Here is a 19,734-nt window from a genome sequence, read left to right as displayed (position 1 = left end):
CTTTTATATGATGTCAGGTTTTTCGATGAAACGTGTTTCTCAACTGACCGCGCTGGCGCTCTGTCTTGCCAGTGTTTCCACTTTTGCCGCTAATATGGCCCCTTCTCTGACGCTGGCACAGCTGCAACAGCAGCACGGCGCGGTGATCGATACCCGCGCCAGCGCATTTTATAACGGCTGGCCGCAAACCCTGTCTGGCACCTCCGGGCATGAGCCCGCCGCGCTGAATCTGTCAGCCAGCTGGCTGAAGGTGATGAGCGATGAGCAGCTCAGCGACTGGGCAAAACAGCATAACCTCACCCCGACATCCGCTATCGCCCTGTACGGCAGCGATACCGACAACCAGGCCGTGAAAGCGCGCCTTACCAAAGCTGGTTATCAGCACATTTCAGTGCTTGGCGATGCGCTGCAAAGTGCCGACCGTCTGCAACGTCTTCCTCATTTCGAGCAACTGGTCTATCCCGAATGGCTGCACCAGCTGATGCAGGGCAAAAAGGTCGCGGCGGCGCCTGCGGGCAATTATAAAATTATCGAAGCCGCCTGGGGCGCACCGAAATTTTATCTGCTGAATCACATTCCGGGCGCGGGTTATATCGATACCAACGACGTCGAAAGCGAGCCGCTGTGGAATAAAGTCTCCGACGACAAACTGAAAGCGCTGCTGGCAAAACAGGGCATTCGCCATGACACCACCGTGATCCTCTACGGTCGCGACGTCTATGCGGCGGCGCGCGTCGCGCAGATCATGCTCTACGCGGGAGTGAAAGATGTGCGTCTGCTGGATGGCGGCTGGAAAACCTGGTCCGACGCCGGTCTGCCGGTCGAGCGCGGATTGCCTGCGAAAGTGACGCCAGCGAATGATTTCGGCGCACCGATCCCGGGGCAGCCGCAGCTGATGGTAGATATGGAACAGGCGCGCGGGATGGTGCATCGCCGGGATGCCTCGCTGGTGAGTATTCGCTCCTGGCCGGAATTTACCGGCGAAACCAGCGGCTACAGCTACATCAAGCCAAAAGGTGAAATCGCAGGCGCGCGCTGGGGCCATGCGGGCAGCGATGCGACGCATATGGAAGATTTCCACAACCCGGACGGCACCATGCGCAGCGCCGATGATATCGCTGCGATGTGGAAAGCCTTGAACATCCTGCCGGATCAGCACGTCGCCTTTTACTGCGGCACCGGCTGGCGCGCGTCAGAAACCTTTATGTACGCGCGCGCCATGGGCTGGAAAAACGTCTCGGTTTACGACGGCGGCTGGTACGAGTGGAGCAGCCATCCACAAAATCCGATCACCACGGGTCCGCTGACGCCGGAAAGCACGCTTTAAGATTTCAGGGTTTTCAGCGTCTGATACCCGCTCCAGATGCGCGTTGTGGTGGTGAGCCAGCACAACGCGCCAAAGATCCAGGCGAACAGCGCAAAGTGCGCCGGGAACAGGCAGCAGAGCACAAACAGCGCGATGGTCTCCGTCCCCTCCGTTAATCCCCCGATGTAATAAAACGACTTATGCGCATAGCCTGGGTTGTCGATATTGTGTTTCGCGGCCAGCGCCGCAAACGCCAGAAAACTGCTCCCGGTACCGATAAACGCAAACAGCAGCCAGGCGGCGGCAAGCGCGTTTTCCATCGGTGCCGCCAGCGCAAAGCCAAAGGGGACCAGGGCATAGAACAGAAAATCGAGGGCGATATCGAGAAAACCGCCCGCGTCCGTCAGGCCGCGACGCCGCGCCAGTGCGCCGTCCAGCCCGTCGAACAGGCGGTTCAGCACAATCGCGACCAGCGCCGCCGGGTACCAGCCGAGGGCCAGAAACGGCAGCGCCAGCACGCCGAGGGCAAAGCCCGCAAGCGTCACGCCATCCGGCGTGATGAATGGCTTATCGATGACCGCCACCAGGCGGTTGAGTGCAGGTTTAACGCGCGGATGCAGATGACTGTCAAGCATGAGGCTGACCTTTGAAGGCGTCACAAAGCCCCTGTGACGGGATCTCCAGCGCAGCGTTAAAACGCGCCGAGAGATTCTGAAACGCAATCAGGGCCGTCATTTCGGTAATGGTTTCGTCGTTGTAAAAGCGCTTTAGTTCGGATTTTATCGCTTCCGTCACCTGCGGCGGCGTGGCCGTCGTCGCCTCGGCATAGTCCAGCGCGGCACGCTCTTCTGCCGTGAATAACGCGGATGTACGCCACTCGCTGACCGCCTGGACTTTATCCAGCGCGCCGCAGCGCTCGGCGAGGCGCAGGCTGTTAGCGTCGATACAAAATGCGCAGTGGCAGAGCTGCGAAATGCGGGTCATCAGCAGCGCGCGCAGGGCCGGGTTCAGGCGCGCCTTTTTTCTCTCCAGAAAACCGACAAACAGCGCGACCAGCCAGAAAAGACGCGGCATTCTTCCCCACCAGCGGGTGGGATTGAGCACCACGCCAAAATGTTTTTTCTGCATGACGGCGATGGGTTTCAGACTGGCGGGAAGGGATTCTACGGGCTGGACCCAGGCGGATGTTTCTTTCACCGGACTCTCCTGATGGCTGGACTCTTTGAAAGGCGACGATAATATGTCGTTTTTCAACTGTAATTATTGACGACCATGCTGAAAACTCTCGATGTTGTTGCCGCTATCCTTGAAAAGGATGGCAAAATTCTCCTCGCGCAACGCCCCGCGCAGGCCGATCAAGCGGGAATGTGGGAGTTCGCCGGAGGTAAGGTCGAAGCCGGTGAGACGCAGCCCGAGGCGCTGATCCGCGAGCTGCGCGAAGAGCTGGGGATTGAGGCACTCCCTGTGCAGTATGTCGCCAGTCATCAGCGCGAAGTGTCCGGGCGGCTGATTCATCTCCACGCCTGGCACGTTCCGTCCTTTAGCGGCGACGTGGTCGCGCACTATCACAGCCGTCTGGTGTGGTGTACGCCGCAGGAGGCGTTCGCCTATGATTTAGCGCCCGCCGATATTCCCCTGCTGGAAGCCTTTATCCTTTTACGCGCCGCCACACCAGCGGGTTCGTGCTGATGGTTTTTTCATCGCGCTGACACTGCAGCAGCACGCCGTCGGCCTTCACCACCGCACCTTCCGAATAGTTTTGATCCTGATAGATGCAGCACTGATTGCAGGGCTGCGCACGCTGACCGCCGGAGCTGAACACCTCTGGCGGCACATTGACCTCCACGTCCGGGCGAATACGGTCAGCCTGGGCCCCTGCGGATAACAGAGCAAACAGAGCGGTTAATAGGTAGCGGTTCATAAAGATTCCTTTTATCTGCTGATCATGACTATACACAAATTCATTCAAGTTGCATCAGGCCAGCAACCCGAGCATACCCAGGGGCTGACTCGCGTAGGTGCCTGAAGGATGATCTGTATATAACGGTTGTTTGCCGCTTAATCTTTAGCGCATCATCGTTTTTAGTTATGACACAAGGCCGCTAATTAATTTCACTTTCCCGGTAAATTTTCCCTTGCCACGCAAAGCGGTACGGGTGGTATAGTCGAAAACGACCACAAATCACCCACACAACACACAAAATTAAAAAAATTGTCATAAGAGGCTCTTATCGCTATGGAACAGACACGCTCTCTGGAATCATTTCTTACCCATGTTCAACAACGCGACCCGCATCAGAGCGAGTTTGCACAGGCCGTTCGTGAAGTCATGACCACCCTGTGGCCATTCCTCGAAGAAAACCCGCGTTACCGTCAGATGTCTCTGCTTGAGCGTCTGGTTGAACCTGAACGTGTAATTCAGTTCCGCGTGGTCTGGGTCGATGACAAAAATCAGGTGCAGGTGAACCGCGCGTGGCGCGTACAGTTCAACTCCGCCATCGGCCCGTTCAAAGGCGGAATGCGTTTCCACCCTTCCGTGAACCTGTCGATCCTGAAGTTCCTCGGCTTTGAGCAGACCTTCAAAAACGCCCTCACCACCCTGCCGATGGGCGGGGGTAAAGGCGGCAGCGATTTTGATCCAAAAGGCAAAAGCGAAGGCGAAGTGATGCGTTTCTGCCAGGCGCTGATGACGGAACTGTATCGTCACCTTGGCCCTGATACGGATGTGCCTGCGGGTGATATTGGCGTGGGCGGACGCGAAGTGGGCTTTATGGCCGGGATGATGAAAAAACTGTCCAACAACAGCGCCTGCGTGTTTACCGGCAAAGGGCTCTCCTTTGGCGGGAGTTTGATTCGCCCGGAAGCGACGGGTTACGGGCTGGTGTACTTCACTGAAGCGATGCTCAAACGCCACGGTCTGAGTTTTGAAGGGATGCGCGTGGCGGTGTCCGGCTCAGGTAATGTCGCGCAGTATGCCATTGAAAAAGCGATGCAGTTTGGCGCGCGCGTGGTGACGGCTTCCGACTCCAGCGGCACGGTAGTGGATGAGGCCGGTTTCACGGCGGAAAAACTGGCGCGTCTGTGCGAAATTAAAGCCAGCCGCGACGGTCGCGTCGCCGATTACGCCCGCGAGTTTGGCCTGACCTATCTGGAAGGCAAGCAGCCGTGGTCGGTACCGGTGGACATCGCCCTGCCGTGCGCCACGCAGAACGAGCTGGATGTGGGCGCCGCCCGCACGCTTATCAAAAACGGCGTGAAAGCCGTGGCGGAAGGCGCGAATATGCCGACGACCATCGAAGCGACCGATCTGTTCCTGGAAGCCGGTGTGCTGTTTGCGCCAGGTAAAGCGGCCAACGCCGGTGGCGTGGCGACGTCTGGGTTAGAGATGGCGCAGAACGCCGCGCGTATGGGCTGGAAAGCTGAAAAAGTGGACGCCCGTCTGCACCACATCATGCTGGATATTCACCACGCCTGCGTGGAGTATGGCGGAGAAGCGGAGCAGACCAACTATGTACGCGGCGCGAATATCGCCGGGTTTGTGAAGGTCGCCGATGCAATGATCGGCCAAGGGGTGATTTAAGCCGTTGTTGGCCTGGTTGATAAAAGCAAAACGGCAACAATGTTGCCGTTTTTTTTATCTTCGCCCGCGCCTTGTGAGAGGGCGTCAGGCCGCACTCTTCTTCTTAAACTTTTTCTTCGCGTCCCCACCGCCTGGCGCCACCATTCCTCTGAAGGATTTCACCGGCGTATTGCGCGCCTGATTGATTAGCTCAAACAGCGTGCCGACCAGCGGCTGCATAAAGTCCTGATAGCGGCACTGCTTCTCGCTGATTTGGGTCAGGATAGATTCCCAGTGCGCCGTCATATCCGGTCGCGCAGCCAGCTCAGGCAGCGAGTGAATCAGCGCCCGGCCCGGATCCGTCGAGTGGATATAGCGCCCTTTTTTGATCAGGAAACCGCGCTTGAACAGCAGCTCAATAATCCCTGCGCGCGTCGCTTCTGTGCCTAATCCGTCGGTCGCACGCAGGATCTTTTTCAGATCTTTATCCTGCACAAAACGGGCAATCCCGGTCATGGCAGAGAGCAGCGTGGCGTCCGTAAAGTGGCGCGGCGGCTGCGTTTGTCGCTCAATCACTTCGCCCTTTTCGCACAGCAGTTCGTCATCTTTTGCAACCACGGGCAGCGGCGTGCCGTCGTTCTCTTCATCGCGCTCTTTATTGCCGAGCAGTGTGCGCCAGCCCGCTTCCGCCAGAAAACGCGCTTTGGCAACGAACTTACCTTTGGCGATCTCCAGCTCAATTACGCACTTGCGGAACACCGCGTCCGGGCAAAATTGCATCAGATACTGGCGCGCCACGAGGTTATACACCTTCGCTTCGTTCTCGCTCAGATTGACATTGCTGGCGCGCGCCGTCGGGATAATCGCGTGGTGCGCGTCGACTTTTTTATCATCCCAGCAGCGGTTGCGCGTCTCCGGGTTCACGGCGGGCTGCGGGAGCAGATCCGGGGCGTGAACGCCGATGGCATTCAGCACCGCATGTCGCCCGGCGAAATGCTCTTCGGGCAGGTAGCGGCTGTCTGAACGCGGATAGGTAATCAGCTTGTGGGTTTCGTACAGCTTCTGGCAGATATCGAGCACGTTCTGCGCGCTCATACCAAAGCGTTTAGCCGCTTCAATCTGTAAGGACGACAGCGAAAACGGCAGCGGCGCGGGTTCTGATTCCCGTTTATCGTTATAGCTGGTGACCATCGCTGGCTGGCCGCTGATGCGGTTGACCACGTGATCCGCCAGCGGACGATGCAGCAACCGCCCCTCTTCGTCCTGGTAAGATTCACAGGCGTCGCTCGGCTGCCACGTCGCGGTAAAACGTTCATCCTTCGGGGTGACAATATGCGCTTTCACCTCGAAGAAATCTTTGGCGACGAAGTTTTCGATCTCTTCGTCGCGACGCACCACCAGGCCCAGCACCGGCGTCTGAACGCGCCCGACTGAGAGTACGCCCTGATACCCGGCGTTACGCCCGAGAATGGTGTAGGCGCGTGTCATGTTGATGCCATACAGCCAGTCGGCGCGGGCACGCGCCAGGGCAGACACGCACAGCGGGATGAACTCGCTGTTGGCGCGCAGACGCGTAATGGCGCGCTCCACCGCCTGCGGGTTAAGATCGTTAATCAGACAACGCTGCACCTGCTGACGCTTTTCCGGCGCCAGCTCAAGGTAGTCGAGCACTTCGTCCACCAGCAGTTGCCCTTCCCTGTCCGGGTCACCCGCGTGAACCACTTCTTGTGCGTCATGCAGAAAGCGTTTGATGACGTTGAGCTGTTTGGTGACCGAAGGACGTGGCTGCAGTTTCCACTTTTCCGGCACGATCGGCAGATCGTTGAGATTCCAGCGCGCATAGCGGCTGTCATAGACATCCGGCTGCGCTTGTTCCAGCAGGTGACCAATACACCAGGTGACCACCTGCCCGTTACCGCATTCGATAAAGCCGTCACCCTTGCGATGCGGCTTGGGCAGCACATCGGCAATGGCTCGGGCGAGACTCGGCTTTTCCGCAATAAACAAACGCATCGAATCAACGGATCTCAATCATCGGACGGCCGCCGCGCGCGCTGACCAGCTCGCCGATGGCGCTCAGGGTAATGCCAAACTCTGCGGCGGTGGCTTTGACCTCGGCTTCCGCCTCAGGCGTGACTGCCAGCAGCAGGCCGCCGGAGGTTTGTGGATCGCACAGCAGATCGCGCCACTCCGTCGGCATATCGCCCATCAGATGACCGTAGCTTGCAAAGTTACGCTGCGTACCGCCCGGCACCGCCCCCTGTGCGATGTACTCTTCCACGCCCGGCAGTTTTGGAATGTCCTGATACCAGAGCTGCGCCTGCACGCCCGCGCCCTGGCAAACTTCGCTCAGGTGGCCGAGCAGGCCAAAACCGGTGACGTCGGTCATCGCTTTTACGCCGTCGATATTCGCGAACGCCGCACCCGCCAGGTTCATCTGACACATCACGTCGGTGGCAAGACCGATATGCTCGGGCTTGAGCAGGGATTTTTTCTCAGCGGTGGTGAGCACGCCAATGCCCAACGGCTTGGTGAGGAACAGTTTGCACCCTTCCTGCGCGGTGCTGTTGCGCTTCACGCGTTCGGTCGGTACGACGCCGGTGACGGCGAGGCCGAAGATCGGTTCCGGCGCATCAATAGAGTGCCCACCCGCCAGAGCGATCCCCGCCTGCTGGCAGGCAAAGCGGCCGCCTTCGATGACGTCGCGGGCAATTTCCGGGGCCAGGGTGTTGATCGGCCAGCCGAGAATAGCAATCGCCATGATCGGTTTACCGCCCATCGCGAAGATGTCGCTGATGGCGTTGGTCGCCGCGATGCGCCCGAAATCAAACGGGTTATCGACAATCGGCATAAAGAAGTCGGTGGTGCTGATAATGCTGGTGCCGTTACCTAAATCGTATACCGCTGCATCGTCACGCGTTTCGTTGCCGACAAGCAGGTTCGGGTCGACAAACTTCGCCTGTTCGCTGTGCAGAATGGTTTCCAGCACTTTCGGGGAAATTTTACAACCGCAACCCGCTCCGTGGCTGTATTGCGTTAAACGAATGGTTTGCTCGCTCATGGACATCTCCTGTCATTGCAATCGCGCTATGGTAGCGCTCATTCCGTGATGAGGTAAGTATGACTGTCTGAATTATGCGACGCTTGCTCATAATCCAGACAGTTTAGTGTGATTATCAGAAACGGGTGACGAACGGGGCGGTATCGGGCGATGTAATAGTGGTCGAGGCTTTCAGCTGCGGCGTGCCTAAGTAGAGGAAGCCAACGATTTTATCGTGCTGGGCGCAGGAAAGCCCTTCGCGGACTACCGGGCTGTCGGTCAGCGGGCCGGTGCGCCAGATGCCGTTAAAGCCCTGAGCCACAGCCGCCATCTGCATCGCCATCACCGCGCAGCCTGCAGACATCTCCTGCTCCCAGACCGGCACTTTATGTTCCGGCTGACATTTCGCCACCACCGCGATGATCATCGGCGCGCGAAACGGCGCATTGCGCGCTTTATCAATCGCTTTTTCATCCTGCTCGGCGGCCATCGCCCCATTCTCAAGCAAGGTGCTGAAACGGTCGCGCCCTTCGCCTTCAATAATAAAGAAGTGCCACGGCGAGAGCGTACCGTGATCCGGGGCGCGCATACCGGCGCGCAGAATGTTTTCCAACTGTTCGCCCGCAGGCGCTGGTTCCGCCAGGCGAGAAGCGCTACGACGGTTAACAAGCAGTTCAAGTGCGTCCATTGATTCACTCCTGTCTTCAAATTTGCTCACAAAATTAACACGACAGCAGAATTTGTTACAGCGCAGTGGGCGATTCCTGCTGACAAGTGACGGTTGGGTCATTACGATAACCCCACATTGCCGTCCAGTCGCGACGGAAACGGTCATTATCTGGTTTGGGAGAATACATGCGAACCCTTTGGCGAATTTTTGCCGGTTTCTTTAAATGGACGTGGCGGTTGCTCAATTTTGTCCGCGAACTGGTGATGAATATCTTCTTCATCTTCCTGATTCTGGTGTGTGTGGGCCTGTGGATGCACATCAGCAGCAGTAACCAGGCGCAGCATTCCGAGCGCGGCGCGCTGCTGCTCGACATCACCGGTGTGATTGTCGATAAGCCATCTACCAGCAATCGTCTGGGCGTGATTGGCCGCCAGCTGCTTGGCTCCACCTCCGATCGTATGCAGGAAAACTCCCTGTTTGATATCGTCGACGCAATTCGTCAGGCGAAAGACGATCGCAACATTACCGGCATCGTGCTGGACCTGAAAAACTTCGCCGGGGGCGATCAGCCGTCGATGCAGTACATCGGTAAAGCGCTGCGCGAATTCCGCGACAGCGGTAAACCAGTGATTGCCGTGGGCGACAGCTACAGCCAGGGGCAATATTATCTGGCGAGCTTTGCCAACAAGATTTGGCTCTCCCCGCAGGGTACCGTCGATCTGCACGGTTTTGCCACCAACGGGCTGTACTACAAATCGCTGCTGGATAAGCTGAAAGTCACCACGCACGTGTTCCGCGTCGGTACCTATAAATCGGCGGTTGAGCCGTTTATTCGCGACGATATGTCCCCTGCCGCCCGTGAAGCGGACAGCCGCTGGATCGGCGAGCTGTGGCAGAACTATCTGGCTACCGTGGCCGCGAACCGTCAGATCACCCCTGAGCAGGTCTTCCCGGGTGCACAGGCGATGCTGGATGGCCTGACTAAGGTCGGCGGCGATACGGCGAAATACGCGCTCGATAACAAACTGGTCGACACCCTCGGCTCCAGCGCAGAGATCGAAAAAGCGCTGACCAAACAGTTTGGCTGGAGCAAAGAAGACAAGAACTACAGCGCCATCAGCCTCTACGATTACACGCCGAAAAAACCGAACGAGACGGGTGACAGCGTGGCCGTGGTCTTTGCCAACGGCGCAATCATGGACGGTGAAGAGACGCCGGGGAACGTGGGCGGTGACACGACCGCGTCGCAGATCCGCGATGCGCGTCTGGACCCGAAAGTGAAAGCCATTGTCCTGCGCGTCAACAGCCCTGGCGGCAGCGTCAGCGCTTCGGAAGTGATCCGTGCGGAACTGGCCGCTGCACGTGCTGCAGGTAAACCGGTGGTGGTGTCGATGGGCGGTATGGCGGCATCCGGCGGCTACTGGATCTCCACACCAGCGAACTACATCGTGGCGAACCCGAGTACGCTGACCGGCTCTATCGGTATCTTCGGCGTTATTAATACCGTTGAAAACAGCCTTGATTATCTGGGTGTGCATACGGATGGCGTTGCGACGTCACCGCTGGCGGATGTGGCCGTGACTAAATCCCTGCCACCGGAAGTGTCGCAGATGATGCAGCTCAGCATTGAGAACGGTTATAAGCGCTTTATCACACTGGTGGCGGATTCCCGTAAATCCACGCCGGAGCAGGTGGATAAAATCGCGCAGGGCCATGTGTGGACCGGCCAGGATGCGAAGAACAATGGGCTGGTCGACAGCCTGGGCGACTTCGATGACGCCGTCGCGAAAGCCGCCGAACTGGCAAAACTGAAACAGTGGCATATTGCGTATTATCAGGATGAGCCGACGTTTGTGGATATGGTGATGAACAGCATGTCCGGCTCAGTGCGCGTGATGCTGCCTGCTGCAATTCAGGCCTATCTGCCTGCGCCAGTGGCGAGCGCGGCAAGCGTCGTAAAAGCCGAGAGCGATAAGCTCGCCGCCTTTAACGATCCGCAAAACCGTTACGCGTTCTGCCTCACCTGCGCTAACGTTCGCTAAAAACCCTGTCCCCCCTTCTCGCGAAGGGGGGATTTTTCTTTGAAGCACAAGAACACACTATCATGCAGAAGAAATCGATTTATGTGGCGTATACCGGCGGTACCATCGGTATGCAGCGCTCTGAAAATGGCTATATTCCTGTCTCCGGTCATCTCCAGCGCCAGCTCGCACTGATGCCCGAGTTCCACCGCCAGGAGATGCCAGACTTCACCATTCACGAGTACGATCCGCTGATGGACTCCTCAGATATGACGCCGGAAGACTGGCAGCATATCGCAGAAGATATCAAAGCCCATTACGACGAGTACGACGGCTTTGTGATCCTGCACGGTACCGACACCATGGCGTTTACGGCCTCTGCGCTCTCCTTCATGCTGGAGAACCTCGGCAAGCCGGTGATCGTGACCGGCTCGCAGATCCCGCTGGCGGAGCTGCGCTCCGACGGGCAGATCAATCTGCTCAACTCCCTGTATGTCGCAGCCAATTATCCGATCAATGAAGTGTCGCTGTTCTTCAACAACCGACTTTATCGCGGGAACCGCACCACCAAAGCGCACGCCGACGGTTTTGATGCCTTTGCGTCGCCAAACCTCCAGCCGCTGCTGGAGGCGGGTATCCATATTCGTCGTCTGGGCACACCACCGGCACCGCACACGGCGGGCGAGCTGATTGTTCACCCGATCACCCCACAGCCGATTGGCGTGGTGACGATTTATCCGGGGATTTCTGCCGACGTGGTGCGCAACTTCCTGCGCCAGCCGGTGAAAGCGCTAATCCTGCGTTCCTACGGCGTGGGCAATGCGCCGCAGAACGGCGAGTTTCTGAAAGAGCTGCAGGAAGCGAGCGATCGCGGCATTCTGGTGGTTAACCTCACCCAGTGCATGTCCGGCAAAGTGAATATGGGGGGATATGCCACGGGCAACGCGCTGGCGCATGCCGGGGTGATCAGCGGGTTCGATATGACGGTCGAGGCCACCCTGACTAAACTTCATTACTTACTCAGTCAGGATCTGGACGTGCAGTCGATGCGTACCGCGATGATGCAAAACCTGCGCGGCGAACTGACGCCGGACGAATAAGGAGAGTGTTATGAAGCAACGTGCCCTGCTGCTGGTCGATCTGCAAAATGATTTTTGCGCCGGTGGCGCGCTGGCGGTGGCCGGTGGTGATAGCACCGTGGATGTTGCCAATACGCTGATAGCGTGGTGTAAAGCGCGCGGTGAGGCGGTGGTGGCAAGCCAGGACTGGCATCCGGCGGATCACGGCAGCTTTGCCAGCCAGCACAATGTCGAGCCGTTTACCCAGGGCGAGCTGGACGGTCTGGCGCAAACCTTTTGGCCCGATCACTGCATTCAGCAGACCGAAGGGGCTGAATTGCATCCGCTGCTGAATCAGGCGGCCATCGACGCGGTGTTTCATAAAGGCGAAAATCCGAATATCGACAGTTACAGCGCCTTTTTCGACAACGGTCATCGGCAGAAAACCGCGCTCGATGAGTGGCTACGCCATCATGAGATCGGCGAGCTGATCGTGATGGGGCTGGCGACGGATTACTGTGTGAAGTTCACCGTCCTTGATGCGCTAAAACTGGGGTATAACGTCAGCGTCATCACCGATGGCTGTCGCGGCGTGAATATTCAGACGCAGGATAGCGCGCTGGCGTTTATGGAGATGTCGACGGCTGGTGCGACGCTGTACACCCTTTCCGACTGGCAAGAGACGCAGGCGTAAGCGCGGTTCCCATTTTTTATCTTATTCAGGAGGGCCACTCTTATGGCTTTTATCCCAAAAAACTATGCCCGGCTTGAAGTCGGTTACCGTGAAAAGGCGCTGAAGCTTTTTCCGTGGGTATGCGGTCGCTGTAGCCGCGAATTTGTCTATTCCAACCTGCGTGAGCTGACGGTTCACCATATCGATCACGATCACTCCAATAACCCGGAAGACGGCAGCAACTGGGAGATGTTATGCCTGTTCTGCCACGATCATGAGCATTCCAAATACACGGAAGCCGACCTGTACGGTTCCACCGTCGTCGCGGGTGAAGATGCGCAGAAGAGCGTCGGGGAAGCGAAATACAACCCGTTTGCCAATCTGAAAGCGATGATTGATAAGAAGTAATCCTGCATTCCTAGCCGGGCATGACAACGCTGCCCGGCCAAATTTTTGACTCCACTCGGTTTAGCCAAGCGGCCATTTTCCCATTATAAAATTGAAATATATTTCACAGCCTTTGGCAAAAAGAAGGAATGTAAAAAAGCGCCAGAGATGAAAACCTTTGTACTTAATGGCACTGTTTGCGATAGCTACAAGACATATGGGAATATAAATAAGAAAAGCAAGCTCATCTAGCTTTAATAAGAATTTAGCAGTGTGAAACTCAACACTGCGCTCACTAAACTCATGCTCAATAGACAGATGAATTTGCAGCAACATCATATAAGGAACCACACCGGTCAACCAGCAGGTAACCCACAGGGGCATAGATCCCTTAATCCAACGAGAAAACCACTCAAAGGAACGTATACTCACGAAAGCTCCTGAATAATAAAAAATAGCGAAAACAGGCCTGGGATTGATACCGGTCAGCCAACACATACCCGCCAATGAATAATCATTTGATATTCATTTCTGAAATATTAAAAATAATGGACCCTGGCTTTGAAAATCGATTCATTGATTCCCTGTATTTTATTAGGCACCTATGTCAAGCAGTGGTCGCAATACTCTACACGAAGGCTTTGGGCTCGCCATTTCCGCTTCCGGACAGTTACGCGCTGCGTTTCCTGCCGTTAACAGCCTTTTGTTTCCGGTATAACAAAAATTCAACCTCTCTCGCAGTTTCAGCGAAGCGGCACTGCTATCCTCATTTGGCTATTTTTTGTCACATCCCTGATGTGACGTACTTTTTTTTAGTCAAAGAGGATACGTTATGAAGCTATTGCCTGTGATGGCAGCCTTACCCCTGCTCTGCGCTCCAGCCCTTTTTGCGGCTGACCTGATGTCCGTCGGCTACTTCAACGGTGGCGGCGATGTGACTGCCGGGCCGGGAGGTGACATCGATAAGCTGGATGTTCGCCAGATTACCCATCTCAACTACTCGTTTGGTCTTATCTATAACAACGAAGCGGGTGAAACCAACGCCGCGCTGAAAGACGCCAGTAAGCTGCACCAAATCTGGCTCTCGCCGAAGGTAACTGCCGATCTGCATAAAATCCCTGAACTGCGTAAGCAAAACCCACAGCTTAAAGTCCTGCTCTCTGTTGGTGGCTGGGGCGCACGCGGATTCTCCGGCGCTGCGGATAGCAAAGAGAGCCGCGCCGTGTTTATTCGCTCCGTGCAGGAGATCGTCACGACCTACGGACTTGATGGCATCGATCTCGACTGGGAGTACCCGGTGAACGGTGCGTGGGGTCTGGTGGATAAGCAGCCCGCCGACAAAGACAACTTCACTGCTCTGCTGAAGGAGATCCGCGAATCGCTGCCGAAAGAGAAGCTGGTAACTGTCGCCCTGGGGGCGAATGCCGAAAGCCCAAAAAGCTGGGTCGACGTCAAAGCGATCGCGCTGTATCTGAACTACATCAATCTGATGACCTACGATATGGCCTACGGCACGCAGTATTTTAACTCGAACCTGTATGACTCCACTAAGTGGCCGACTGTGGCCGCAGCGGACAAATACAGTGCTGATTTTGTAGTCAACAACTACCTCGCTGCCGGGCTGAAACCTGAGCAGATGAATTTAGGGATTGGTTTTTACGGGCGCGTGCCAAAACGCAGCGTGGAGCCAGGCATCGACTGGACAAAAACAGATGCTGAGAAAAACCCAGTGACACAGCCGTACTTCGGTGCGCAGGAGATGGGATTGTTCAAGGCGTTGGGCTATGACCTCACCAAAGATACCTACGTGAAGTACAACGATATTGTCAGCAAGCTGATTAACGATCCGCAGAAACGCTTTACCGAGCACTGGGACGATCAGGCGAAAGTGCCGTGGCTGTCGGTGAAATCGGCGGAGGGCAAAGAACTGTTCGCTCTGTCGTACGAAAACCCGCGTTCGGTCGACCTGAAGGCGCAGTACATCAAAGAGAAAGGTCTGGGTGGCGCGATGTTCTGGGAGTATGGCGCGGACGACCACAACCAGCTGGCGAAGCAGTTAGCAACGTCGTTAGGGATTAAGCACTAACTCCATTGCCGGGCAGCGTTGGCGCTTGCCCGGCCTGTGGTTACTGCATTTTCATCGTCGCAATCGGTTTTGGCGTGATGCCAAAGTCTTCCTTCAGCTCGCGCTTACTCTTCATCACCATCTGGCCTTTCGTGTCGATAGTCATGTGCTGTGCGTCGCTGTTATTGCGCGCCTGCCACAGCATCACCAATTGCAGGCTGTTCTCTTTTTGCTCTGCCGTCAGCGCCACGCCATCCGGCCATTTCCCCAGTTCTACGGCTGTCACCAGACGCTGATACACGTCCGGCGTCATACTGTTAATCATGTCATCAATATTCATGAGAAATCCGCTGTGATGGAATAATTTGCTGAATCGGTTTTTCAACCTTTGGTCTGGTCGCCATTTTCGTCATCAGAGAAGCTCATCGACGCCGAATTTACACAGAAACGCTCACCCGTAGGCTGTGGTCCATCCGGGAAAACGTGTCCGAGATGAGCATCGCAGTTTCCGCAGCGGATTTCTGTGCGCTGCATACCGTGTGAAGAGTCCGTTAAATAGCGGATGGCCTCGTCGCTGACAGGCTCGTAAAAGCTCGGCCAGCCGCAGCCAGAATCATATTTTGACTGGGAATTAAACAGCGGTGCATCGCACACCAGACAGTGATACACGCCATCGCGCTTATTGTGCAGCAAACGCCCGGTGAATGGGGGTTCAGTTCCGTGGTTCTGCGTCACGTAGAACTGCATTTCTGTTAGATTTTTTTTGAGTTCGTCAGGGTTACGTTGATTCGACATATGCTCAGATCTCGCTGTAGAAACAGATACCTTTCATCGCGAATTCTAACAAAACATTAACACTGAAGTGTGAACTTTTGTTCTAAACTTATGCGTTGCGGTACGGCAGTCAGGCAATTGTGATCTTGCTCACATATTTATCCTGATAGCCCTTTAAAATCCCGGGCGCAGCCCCCATGTGGTTGCTAGCTCAAAGGGAAAGTGAGGCTGTCAGTCGCACAAAGGTTATGCGCAGGATTGATTTGTCGCAATGATTGACACGATTCCGCTTGACGCTGCGTAAGGTTTTTGTAATTTTACAGGCAACCTTTTATTCACTAACAAATAGCTGGTGGAATATATGACTATCAAAGTAGGTATCAACGGTTTTGGCCGTATCGGCCGTATTGTTTTCCGTGCTGCTCAGGAACGTTCTGACATCGAAATCGTTGGTATCAACGATCTGTTGGACGCTGAATACATGGCGTACATGCTGAAGTACGACTCAACTCACGGTCGTTTCAATGGCACCGTTGAAGTGAAAGACGGCCACCTGGTTGTTAACGGCAAAACCATCCGTGTTACTGCTGAAAAAGATCCAGCTAACCTGAAGTGGAACGAAATCGGTGTTGATGTTGTTGCTGAAGCAACGGGTATCTTCCTGACCGACGAAACTGCGCGTAAACACATCACCGCTGGTGCGAAGAAAGTTGTTCTGACTGGTCCTTCCAAAGACAACACGCCTATGTTCGTTAAAGGCGCTAACTTTGACAAATACGAAGGCCAGGACATCGTTTCTAACGCATCCTGCACCACCAACTGCCTGGCTCCGCTGGCAAAAGTTATCAACGACAACTTCGGCATCATCGAAGGTCTGATGACCACTGTTCACGCGACCACCGCAACTCAGAAAACCGTTGATGGCCCGTCTCACAAAGACTGGCGCGGCGGCCGCGGCGCAGCTCAGAACATCATCCCATCCTCTACCGGTGCTGCTAAAGCAGTAGGTAAAGTACTGCCAGAACTGAATGGCAAACTGACTGGTATGGCGTTCCGCGTTCCTACTCCAAACGTATCCGTTGTTGACCTGACCGTTCGTCTGGAAAAAGCAGCGTCTTACGAAGAAATCAAGAAAGCTATCAAAGCCGCTTCTGAAGGCGCAATGAAAGGCGTTCTGGGTTACACCGAAGACGACGTTGTTTCTACCGACTTCAACGGCGAAGTGTGCACTTCTGTGTTCGATGCTAAAGCAGGTATCGCACTGAACGACAACTTCGTGAAACTGGTTTCCTGGTACGACAACGAAACTGGCTACTCTAACAAAGTACTGGACCTGATCGCTCACATCTCCAAATAAGTTGAGATGAGATACTGATCCAAAAAGGCGACCTCGGTCGCCTTTTTTTATGCTTAAAGACAGAGGATTGCGTAATGATTCACAAAATTTTTGCACTTCCAGTAGTCGAACAACTTACCCCTGTACTCTCCCGCCGCCAGATTGATGGCGCGGATATTATTGTCGTCGATCACCCGCGCGTGAAAGCCTCTGTGGCCCTCAATGGCGCCCACCTGCTCTCCTGGAAACCAGAAGGCGAAGAAGAAGGCCTGTGGCTGAGCGCGGCGACCTCTTTCAAGAAAGGGGCGGCGATTCGCGGTGGCGTACCTATCTGCTGGCCGTGGTTTGGCCCTGCCGCTGAAGCAGGCCTGCCAGCGCACGGGTTTGCCCGTAACCAACAGTGGACGCTGAAAGCGCACAATGAAGATGATAACGGCGCCGTGCTGACCTTCGAACTGCAAAGCAACGACGAAACCCGCGCGCTGTGGCCGCATGACTTCACGCTGTATGCCCGCTTCAAACTGGGTCAAACCTGTGAAATTGAGCTGGAAGCGCACGGTGAGTTTGAAACCACCTCTGCCCTGCACACCTATTTCAACGTCGGTGACATTGCGGATGTGAAAGTGAGCGGCTTTGGCGATCGCTTTATCGATAAAGTGGATAACGCGAAAGAAGGTAAACTGAGCGACGGCGTGCAGACCTTCCCGGATCGTACCGACCGCGTCTATCTGAACCCGGAAGCCTGCAGCGTGATCCACGATGCGGCGCTCAACCGTGGTATTGAAGTGGTTCACCACCATCACAGCAATGTGGTGGGCTGGAACCCAGGCCCGGCGCTCTCTGTGAGCATGGCTGACGTACCGGACGACGGGTATAAAACCTTTGTCTGCGTCGAAACTGCGTGCGTCACCGCACCGCAGAAAACCAGCGCGGATAAACCTTCACGCCTGGGTCAGACCATCAAAATCGTTAAACGCTAATCCTGTTCCCCTCTCTGCCCGGAGAGGGGAAATTTCGTTACACCACGTCCAGTGCTGTTTTACGCCCCGGCGCCGGGAACGCTGCATCCAGCCGCGCAAGTTCTTCAGCCGAAAGCGTTAACGCCAACGCGCCTGAATTCTCTGTCACATGTTCAATCGACGCCGCTTTTGGAATGGCGATAACACCCTGATGGCTAATCACCCACGCAAGAAGCACCTGTGCGGCGCTGGCATGATGATGTTGCGCGATGTCATTCGCGGCGGGATGATTGAGCAGGCCAGAGCGTAACCGTCCGGCTTGCGCAAGCGGGCAATAGGCCATCACCGGCATCGACTGCTGCTGACACCAGGGAAGCAGAGCGTATTCAATGCCACGCGAGGCCAGATGATAAAGCACCTGATTGGTGGCACACTCCGCACCGCCGTCGACGCCCCATAGCTCCTGCATATCGTCATGGTCGAAATTGGACACACCCCAGCGGCCAATTTTGCCCTGCTGTTGCAATGTCTGCATCAGCTCAACGGTCTCGTCCAGACCGTAGTTTCCCCGCCAGTGCAGTAAGTAAAGGTCGATGTAGTCGGTGCCGAGACGACGAAGGCTGGCCTCGCAGGCCGCTATCCCCTTTTTCCCGCCCGCATTCCACGGATAAATCTTGGAGACCAGAAAGACGCGATCGCGCTGGCCTTTGATCGCCTCGCCCACCACCTCCTCGGCTCGGCCATCTGCATACATTTCGGCGGTGTCGATGAGCGTCAGCCCCATATCGATGCCCGCTCGCAGTGCAGCCACTTCGTTTTGCCGCTGACCGGCGTTTTCCCCCATATACCAGGTTCCCTGCCCCATCGCCGGCAAGGTAAAACGGTCAGCAAAAGTCACGGTTTTATCTGACATGTGTCTCTCCTGTTTTTCCGCACCACGATAAAGCAAACGGGGCGCAAGCGCCCCGTTATCATGCACAGAATGCACCGTAAAAGTGCACAATCAGAAGCTGTAGGTCACGCCCGCAGAGAACAGACCGGCCCAGGACTTATCAACCATCGGGCTGTCTTTCACTTCATCGCTAAGACGGGTGTAACGGGTAGAGGCGTACAGGTTCCAGTCGCTGGCAAACTTGTAGCTTGCGGTCAGTTCCAGGTACGGGTTCCAGCCATCATCCGCGTCATAGCTGCTCAGGCCACTACGTTTAGACTCTTTATGGGACACCCCATAATAGTAGTCATTGTAGTTTTCGCTGCTGTACTCCACACCGATGCCCGGCGTCAGCGTGATGCCGCCGTTGGTGTAGCGGTACAACCAGGCCAGATCCCAGATAAACCCGTTGCTATTGTCCAGCGTATCGCCCGCAAGCGCAGTGCGCAGGAAGCCATACTGGGTGTTGTGAACATAGGAAAGCCCCGCCATTACGGTGCTTCTGCGTTTATCGAGCTGACGCAGCGCATGGCTATCACTGTCACCCGGTTTGAAGTGCATCGGGTTGTAGTACGCCATGATGGAGAGCTTATCTGTGTTGTCATTCCACAGGTAGTAACCACCACCCAGGCCGCGGAACCAGAAGTTATCGCCTTCATAAGTGATCACTGGCACCGGATAAACGTCGCGATCGTACTGTTTATACGGGCTGTTGATAACGCCGACGCCTGCGCCAACGGACCACTGATCGGCCGCGTGAGCGGTGCTAACGGACGTGGCGACAAGTACGCCCAATGCCAGAAGTTTGAGTTTGGTCACAATCCATTCTTTCCTGTAGTCAAATAATCAGCGAGTGAAGTGTAACCGCCCTGCCCACACATCCCAAAATTTTTTGCCCGCTAATGAGTTTAATTAACCGATTATTTTCATCATTTAAGATGACGGGAGGCTTTCA

General features: G+C 55.7%; 21 protein-coding genes. 10 read left to right on the top strand and 11 right to left on the bottom strand.

The genetic code is table 11. The annotated features are described in order from the left end of the window. Nucleotides 1-25 precede the first annotated feature (25 nt). Nucleotides 26-1,327: a sulfurtransferase gene (locus tag ACB496_RS08530; protein ID WP_371974969.1), complete on the top strand. Its 1,302-nt coding sequence runs from the start codon at nucleotides 26-28 to the stop codon at nucleotides 1,325-1,327. On the opposite strand, the gene ACB496_RS08525 is transcribed toward ACB496_RS08530, so the two are convergent. Further along, a complete protein-coding gene (locus ACB496_RS08525; RefSeq protein WP_123429071.1) occupies nucleotides 1,324-1,941 on the bottom strand; it encodes a CDP-alcohol phosphatidyltransferase family protein in 618 nt (205 codons plus the stop codon). The two genes, ACB496_RS08530 and ACB496_RS08525, sit on opposite strands and share 4 nt — an antisense overlap. Further along, nucleotides 1,934-2,503 carry a carboxymuconolactone decarboxylase family protein gene (locus ACB496_RS08520; protein WP_371974968.1) on the bottom strand — a complete coding sequence of 190 codons (570 nt, stop codon included), beginning with the start codon at nucleotides 2,501-2,503 and terminating at the stop codon, nucleotides 1,934-1,936. The genes ACB496_RS08525 and ACB496_RS08520 overlap by 8 nt, the downstream gene beginning before the upstream one ends. A 75-nt stretch (nucleotides 2,504-2,578) precedes the next feature. Here ACB496_RS08520 and ACB496_RS08515 point away from each other — a divergent pair, with 75 nt between their 5' ends. Then, nucleotides 2,579-2,995, top strand: coding sequence for a pyrimidine (deoxy)nucleoside triphosphate diphosphatase (locus tag ACB496_RS08515; RefSeq protein WP_102103850.1), 417 nt, complete (start codon nucleotides 2,579-2,581; stop codon nucleotides 2,993-2,995). On the opposite strand, the gene ACB496_RS08510 is transcribed toward ACB496_RS08515, so the two are convergent. Further along, nucleotides 2,955-3,227, bottom strand: a complete 273-nt coding sequence (locus ACB496_RS08510; protein ID WP_371974967.1) for a YnjH family protein — start codon at nucleotides 3,225-3,227, stop codon at nucleotides 2,955-2,957. The genes ACB496_RS08515 and ACB496_RS08510 overlap by 41 nt on opposite strands. 315 nt (nucleotides 3,228-3,542) lie before the next feature. Here ACB496_RS08510 and gdhA point away from each other — a divergent pair, with 315 nt between their 5' ends. Continuing rightward, complete coding sequence (gdhA, locus tag ACB496_RS08505; RefSeq protein WP_371974966.1) at nucleotides 3,543-4,886, top strand: NADP-specific glutamate dehydrogenase; 1,344 nt, start codon at nucleotides 3,543-3,545, stop codon at nucleotides 4,884-4,886. Nucleotides 4,887-4,970: 84 nt separating this feature from the next. Here the strand turns inward: gdhA and ACB496_RS08500 are convergent, their stop codons facing one another. The 3 genes from ACB496_RS08500 to ACB496_RS08490 all read right to left on the bottom strand — a co-directional run bounded on the left by ACB496_RS08500 (nucleotide 4,971) and on the right by ACB496_RS08490 (nucleotide 8,593). Continuing rightward, the gene (locus ACB496_RS08500; protein ID WP_102103487.1) at nucleotides 4,971-6,878 is read right to left on the bottom strand and encodes a DNA topoisomerase III; all 1,908 of its coding nucleotides are present in this window, start codon (nucleotides 6,876-6,878) and stop codon (nucleotides 4,971-4,973) included. A 4-nt stretch (nucleotides 6,879-6,882) separates the two neighbouring features. After that, nucleotides 6,883-7,926, bottom strand: coding sequence for a selenide, water dikinase SelD (selD, locus tag ACB496_RS08495; RefSeq protein WP_100780517.1), 1,044 nt, complete (start codon nucleotides 7,924-7,926; stop codon nucleotides 6,883-6,885). 115 nt (nucleotides 7,927-8,041) lie between these two features. Then, complete coding sequence (locus ACB496_RS08490; protein ID WP_123429075.1) at nucleotides 8,042-8,593, bottom strand: NAD(P)H nitroreductase; 552 nt, start codon at nucleotides 8,591-8,593, stop codon at nucleotides 8,042-8,044. A gap of 167 nt (nucleotides 8,594-8,760) precedes the next feature. On the opposite strand from ACB496_RS08490, the gene sppA reads away from it, so the two are divergent. The 4 genes from sppA to yajD all read left to right on the top strand — a co-directional run bounded on the left by sppA (nucleotide 8,761) and on the right by yajD (nucleotide 12,735). Continuing rightward, nucleotides 8,761-10,617, top strand: coding sequence for a signal peptide peptidase SppA (gene sppA, locus ACB496_RS08485; RefSeq protein WP_371974965.1), 1,857 nt, complete (start codon nucleotides 8,761-8,763; stop codon nucleotides 10,615-10,617). Between the two features lie 62 nt (nucleotides 10,618-10,679). Beyond that, nucleotides 10,680-11,696 carry an asparaginase gene (gene ansA / locus ACB496_RS08480; RefSeq protein WP_100780520.1) on the top strand — a complete coding sequence of 339 codons (1,017 nt, stop codon included), beginning with the start codon at nucleotides 10,680-10,682 and terminating at the stop codon, nucleotides 11,694-11,696. A 10-nt stretch (nucleotides 11,697-11,706) separates the two neighbouring features. Continuing rightward, complete coding sequence (gene pncA / locus ACB496_RS08475; RefSeq protein WP_371974964.1) at nucleotides 11,707-12,348, top strand: bifunctional nicotinamidase/pyrazinamidase; 642 nt, start codon at nucleotides 11,707-11,709, stop codon at nucleotides 12,346-12,348. Nucleotides 12,349-12,390: 42 nt separating this feature from the next. Next, entirely contained in the window at nucleotides 12,391-12,735 is a 345-nt protein-coding gene (gene yajD, locus ACB496_RS08470) for an HNH nuclease YajD (protein WP_100780522.1), read from the top strand. A gap of 60 nt (nucleotides 12,736-12,795) precedes the next feature. Here the strand turns inward: yajD and ACB496_RS08465 are convergent, their stop codons facing one another. After that, nucleotides 12,796-13,146, bottom strand: coding sequence for a hypothetical protein (locus ACB496_RS08465; RefSeq protein ID WP_371974963.1), 351 nt, complete (start codon nucleotides 13,144-13,146; stop codon nucleotides 12,796-12,798). A gap of 400 nt (nucleotides 13,147-13,546) precedes the next feature. Here ACB496_RS08465 and ACB496_RS08460 point away from each other — a divergent pair, with 400 nt between their 5' ends. Further along, complete coding sequence (locus ACB496_RS08460; protein ID WP_371974962.1) at nucleotides 13,547-14,800, top strand: glycoside hydrolase family 18 protein; 1,254 nt, start codon at nucleotides 13,547-13,549, stop codon at nucleotides 14,798-14,800. A 40-nt stretch (nucleotides 14,801-14,840) separates the two neighbouring features. On the opposite strand, the gene ACB496_RS08455 is transcribed toward ACB496_RS08460, so the two are convergent. Then, nucleotides 14,841-15,119 (bottom strand): YeaC family protein, encoded by a 279-nt coding sequence (locus ACB496_RS08455; RefSeq protein ID WP_100780524.1) that lies wholly within the window; start codon nucleotides 15,117-15,119, stop codon nucleotides 14,841-14,843. A gap of 41 nt (nucleotides 15,120-15,160) precedes the next feature. Continuing rightward, nucleotides 15,161-15,574 (bottom strand): peptide-methionine (R)-S-oxide reductase MsrB, encoded by a 414-nt coding sequence (gene msrB, locus ACB496_RS08450; protein ID WP_100780525.1) that lies wholly within the window; start codon nucleotides 15,572-15,574, stop codon nucleotides 15,161-15,163. A gap of 340 nt (nucleotides 15,575-15,914) precedes the next feature. Between msrB and gapA the strand changes: the two genes are divergently transcribed. Beyond that, nucleotides 15,915-16,910, top strand: a complete 996-nt coding sequence (gene gapA / locus ACB496_RS08445) for a glyceraldehyde-3-phosphate dehydrogenase (protein WP_100780526.1) — start codon at nucleotides 15,915-15,917, stop codon at nucleotides 16,908-16,910. Between the two features lie 74 nt (nucleotides 16,911-16,984). Further along, the gene (locus ACB496_RS08440; RefSeq protein WP_100780527.1) at nucleotides 16,985-17,869 is read left to right on the top strand and encodes a D-hexose-6-phosphate mutarotase; all 885 of its coding nucleotides are present in this window, start codon (nucleotides 16,985-16,987) and stop codon (nucleotides 17,867-17,869) included. A 37-nt stretch (nucleotides 17,870-17,906) separates the two neighbouring features. On the opposite strand, the gene ACB496_RS08435 is transcribed toward ACB496_RS08440, so the two are convergent. Next, nucleotides 17,907-18,761: an aldo/keto reductase gene (locus tag ACB496_RS08435; RefSeq protein WP_371974961.1), complete on the bottom strand. Its 855-nt coding sequence runs from the start codon at nucleotides 18,759-18,761 to the stop codon at nucleotides 17,907-17,909. Between the two features lie 90 nt (nucleotides 18,762-18,851). After that, entirely contained in the window at nucleotides 18,852-19,598 is a 747-nt protein-coding gene (locus tag ACB496_RS08430; protein WP_371974960.1) for a MipA/OmpV family protein, read from the bottom strand. Nucleotides 19,599-19,734: the final 136 nt, after the last annotated feature.

This window comes from Lelliottia nimipressuralis, from assembly GCF_041464075.1.
Lineage (GTDB): Bacteria > Pseudomonadota > Gammaproteobacteria > Enterobacterales > Enterobacteriaceae > Enterobacter > Enterobacter nimipressuralis.
The sequence above is the reverse complement of the archived record's forward strand: the minus strand, read 5'-3'. Positions and strand labels throughout refer to the sequence as shown.